The organism is Streptomyces sp. (assembly GCF_019510245.1).
GTDB lineage: Bacteria > Actinomycetota > Actinomycetes > Streptomycetales > Streptomycetaceae > Streptomyces.
Window position 1 is genome coordinate 1 of record NZ_JAEKKT010000106.1, and the last position, 3,774, is coordinate 3,774.

Annotated in this window: 2 protein-coding genes and 1 pseudogene; 1 reads left to right on the forward strand and 2 read right to left on the reverse strand. The window is 75.0% G+C overall.

Annotated elements, in window-relative coordinates; all coding sequences use genetic code 11:
- Nucleotides 1-438: pseudogene (locus tag JF597_RS06305) on the forward strand (hypothetical protein); the annotation flags it as partial.
- 14 nt (nt 439-452) lie between these two features.
- Here the strand turns inward: JF597_RS06305 and mycP are convergent.
- Both mycP and JF597_RS06315 read right to left on the reverse strand, forming a co-directional pair.
- Entirely contained in the window at nt 453-1,637 is a 1,185-nt protein-coding gene (gene mycP, locus JF597_RS06310) for a type VII secretion-associated serine protease mycosin (RefSeq protein WP_293990432.1), read from the reverse strand.
- Entirely contained in the window at nt 1,634-2,479 is an 846-nt protein-coding gene (locus JF597_RS06315) for a hypothetical protein (protein ID WP_293990434.1), read from the reverse strand. Before JF597_RS06315 ends, mycP begins: the two co-directional genes overlap by 4 nt.
- Between the last annotated feature and the right edge of the window lie 1,295 nt (nt 2,480-3,774).

Sequence of the window (3,774 nt, forward strand, 5' to 3'; positions counted from 1 at the left end):
GGCACGGAGGGCGGCGACGGGGCGCTGTGGGGGCTGACCCAGACCACGGCGGCCGACCAGCTCACCCTGCTCCAGCAGGTGTTCGGGGACGACTCGGAGCTGAGCGAGGCCTCGCGGTCGTACCTTCAGGGGCTCATGGGCCGGATAGAGGCCGACCAGCACTGGGGGGTGTCGGCCGCGGCCGACGGCTCCGGGTGGGCGCTGAAGAACGGGTGGCTGCCGCGCAGCACGACCGGGCTGTGGGACGTCAACAGCATCGGGCGGGTGACGGTGAACGGCCACGCGTATCTGGTGGCCGTGCTCTCGAAGGGGAACTCCACACAGGCGAAGGGGATTTCGCTGGTGGAGGCGGCGGCGAAGGCAGCGGTGTCGGTGTTCACCGGAGAGGATGCCTCGGCCTCCGCGTCGGCGAACGCCACCAGTGCGGCGGCCCGCTGAGGCTGCGCTCCGCCTCAGAAGCCCTCGTAGGACCGGCGAGGGCCCCGGCGGCCGCGCCACAGGACCACTCCGGCGACCAGCAGGGCCACGCCCAGGCCGCCCGCGAGCGGGGCCGCCCAACTGGCCGTGTCGTCCCCCGACTTGGCGGCATCGGGGCCGGGACCGAAGTACTTCTCGCCGTAGGACGCCGGCTGCAGGCCCTGGGGCTTCAGACGGGCCGCGGCCTTCAGGGCTGCCGCGGGGTCGATGAAGCCGAAGCCGCGGGAGTCGTCGCGGCCGCCTGAGGGGGCGTTGCGGGCCGTGTCCTCCAGGAGCTTCTTGATCTGTGCGGGCGTCAGGTCCGGGTGGGCGGCCTTGACGAGGGCGACCGCGCCCGAGACGAACGCGGAGGCGGCGCTGGTTCCCCAGCCCTCGTAGTACTTGTGGTCGGGGTCGGCGATGACCACGTCGTCGCCGGGAGCGGCGACCGTGGCGTACCAGCGGCGGGTGGAGAAGGAGGCGCGGGTGCCGAACTTGTCGACTGCGGTGGCGGCGATGACACCCGGGTAGGCGGCCGGGTAGGAGATGTGGTCGCCCTTCTCGCCGCCGTTGCCCGCCGAGGCGACGACGACGGCGCCCTTCTTGAGGGCGTACTGGACGGCGTCGTCCTCCCCGGCCTCGGGGTGCGCGGAGGCGGAGTCGTCGCCGAGGGAGAGGTTGATGACGTCGGCGCCGTGGTCGGCGGCCCAGCGGATGCCCTCGGCGAGGGCGTTGCCGCGGGTGTTGCGGGCCCTGGAGCGGGCCGGGTCGCCGTCCTCCAGGATCACGCGGACGGGGAGGATTTTCGCCTCGGGGGCGATGCCCATGACACCGTCGCCGTTGCCCACGCCGTGTCCGTGACCGGCGATGATGCCGGCCATGGCGGTGCCGTGCCGCGCCCAGGGCCGCTGCCCTCGCACGGCTCCGAACCCGATCATGTCCTTGCCGGTGAGGACGTTGCCGACGAGGTCGGGATGGTCGTTCTCGACGCCGGTGTCCAGGACGGCGACGGTGACGCCCGCGCCCTTGGTGGTCTGCCAGGCCTCCTGGGTGTGCATGGCGTCCAGGGCCCACTGTTTGGCGCGGATGCCGTCGGCGTGCGCGGCGGTGGGCGGGACCAGGGCGACGGAGGCGGCGAGGAGGACGCTCAGGAGACCTGCCCGGCGGGTCGTGACGCTCATGAGGACTGCTCCGGGGGCGAGGTGACGGTCTTGCGCAGGGCGCGTTCGACACGGTCGGCCAGCCCCTGTGCCTCGTTGCCGAGACCTGCCTGGGCGGCGGGGGTGGTGTCGCCGGACTCCATGGCCTTCTCGGCGGACTCCGGGGTGTCGACCGTACGGCCGTCCGCCCAGCCGGAGACGGCGAAGGCGACCACGGGGGCGTCGGTGAGGACGGAGATCGTCCAGGAGGCCCGCTGCGCCGCGCCGAAGTCCGCGGCGAGGGTGTTCTTCGCGGCGTACGGGAGGGGCATCAGGTCGGTGCGGTCGGCCAGGCCGTCGCGGGTGAAGCGGGTGTCGAGGTCGCGCATGGCGCCGGCGTCGGCGTCGGTGAAGAGCAGGCCGACGGTGGTGACGTAGCTCTGGGTGGCGTCCGTGTAGGTGGCGCGCAGCAGGCGCTCGCAGCCGACGGGGGCGAGGGCCTTGCGCAGCAGGGGATCGAAGGCGTTCGCGCAGCCGCTGTCGGGGGCGACGGCGATCCGCGTCCACGTGCGGTCGGCTCCCCCGGGCCCGGCGCCCTGGCCGTCCACGGTCGGCGGGAACAACTGGTCGACGGGCACGCTGTGCCACAGCTCACCGGCCTGGGTGAACCTGTCCCCGCCGCCTTCGTCCCCGGAGTCCCCGATCAGCCAACTCCCGGTCACGGCACCGCCGATGAGCCCGAGCCCGAGCACGGCGCACGCGGCCACGGCAGCGATCCGGGGAGGGATCCGCACCCCCCACGACCGCTCCTTGTAGCCGACCTCGGGCTCCCCGAACGACACAACGGGCCGCCCGTTGCCGGGCGTTCCGGCATGCGGGGGCATGGGGGCGCTCCAGGAGAGGGCCGGGTCGGGTGCGAGGGAGGCGGCCGACGATTCCGTAGCGGCGGGGGGCGTGGAGGGCCGGGGAGGTGCTGGGGGTGCAGAAGGCCGACTGGTGGGCACCGGCGGCGTGGTCGGCGGGCCCGCGGGCGCCGAGGGCGTGCGCATGGCACCGGCGCCCGAGGCCTCACGCGTGGGGCGCGGCGGGAATCCGGGGCGGGCGGCCGCACCCGGACGGTGTGGATCGGCTCCAGGGCGACCGGAGGCGGGGCGGGCGTCGGGCACGGGCGGTATGACGGTGCCGCCCGAAGGCCCCCGCGTCGCGGAGGGCGTGGAGGCCGAGCCGGTACGCCCGTCACCGGCCGCGGGCCCCGTAGGCACCGGCCGCATCCGGAAGGTCGTCTCGGACGCAGTCTCGGCGGGGGTGTCGGTGCGGCGCGGAGGCACGGAGGGCTGGGCGCCGGGCCGGGGCGGCACGGCACCGGACACCGACGGCGAGCCCTGCGCGGGAAAACGGGGGGTCTTCGGGTCCGGCGCCGGAGGGGTGTCCGGGAAGCGGGCCGAGGCCGGGGGCGGAGGCGGGATGCTGCCGGGGAACGGGGTGTTCGGGTTCCGGGGGCCGGATGGGGCGTCGGTGCCGGAAGGGGTCTGGGACCGCCCCGTGCCCGTGGGAGGGTTCGCGGGTGCGTCGCCGTCCGGCGCGGACCAGGCCTCACCGTTGGGTGGTGTGGAGCCCGGGTCGTCGGTCGTTCGTATCGGGGGCCGACCGGTGGCACCCGATGCCTGGGACCGCTCCCCGCCCGGCACGTCGGTCTCCCGTCGCCCGTTCATGTCGCCGAACGCGCGGGGCGCCGTGGCGGCGGCATCCTGTCGGCCCGCGTCACCGGGGGTATGGCGACCCGAGGTGTCCGGACCGCCGGACACCCGTGCGCCGCTCTCACCGGACGCCTGCCAGTCGAACCCGGCGAACGTCGCCCGACCCTGCGCTCCCGGGTTTCGGCGGCTCCGCTCGCCGAAGGCCTGCCAGTCGGTGTCCTCGCTCATCCGCCCGCCCGGCTCGACGATTTCCCGTTCACCCGGCTCGGCGGCTTCCCGGCGCCGCGACTCCTCGGACGGCTCCGAACCGGGCCCGTCCTCGCCCGCAGTCGGCGGCTGGGCCGGCCTCGGTGGGGTCGCCGGGCGTGGAGGAATCGAGGCGCGACGTGCTTCGGTGCTCATGCACCCCCCGTTTCCTCATGTCCGAGCCGTTCGGTCGTGCGCGGGCCCTCGTCGGAGTCGCCGGCAGAAAAGACGGCCGT

Excerpts from the sequence above, each read along its gene's own strand:
- mycP (WP_293990432.1), bottom strand. The coding sequence starts at position 1,637 with ATGAGCGTCACGACCCGCCGGGCAGGTCTCCTGAGCGTCCTCCTCGCC.
- JF597_RS06315 (WP_293990434.1), bottom strand. The coding sequence starts at position 2,479 with ATGCCCCCGCATGCCGGAACGCCCGGCAACGGGCGGCCCGTTGTGTCG.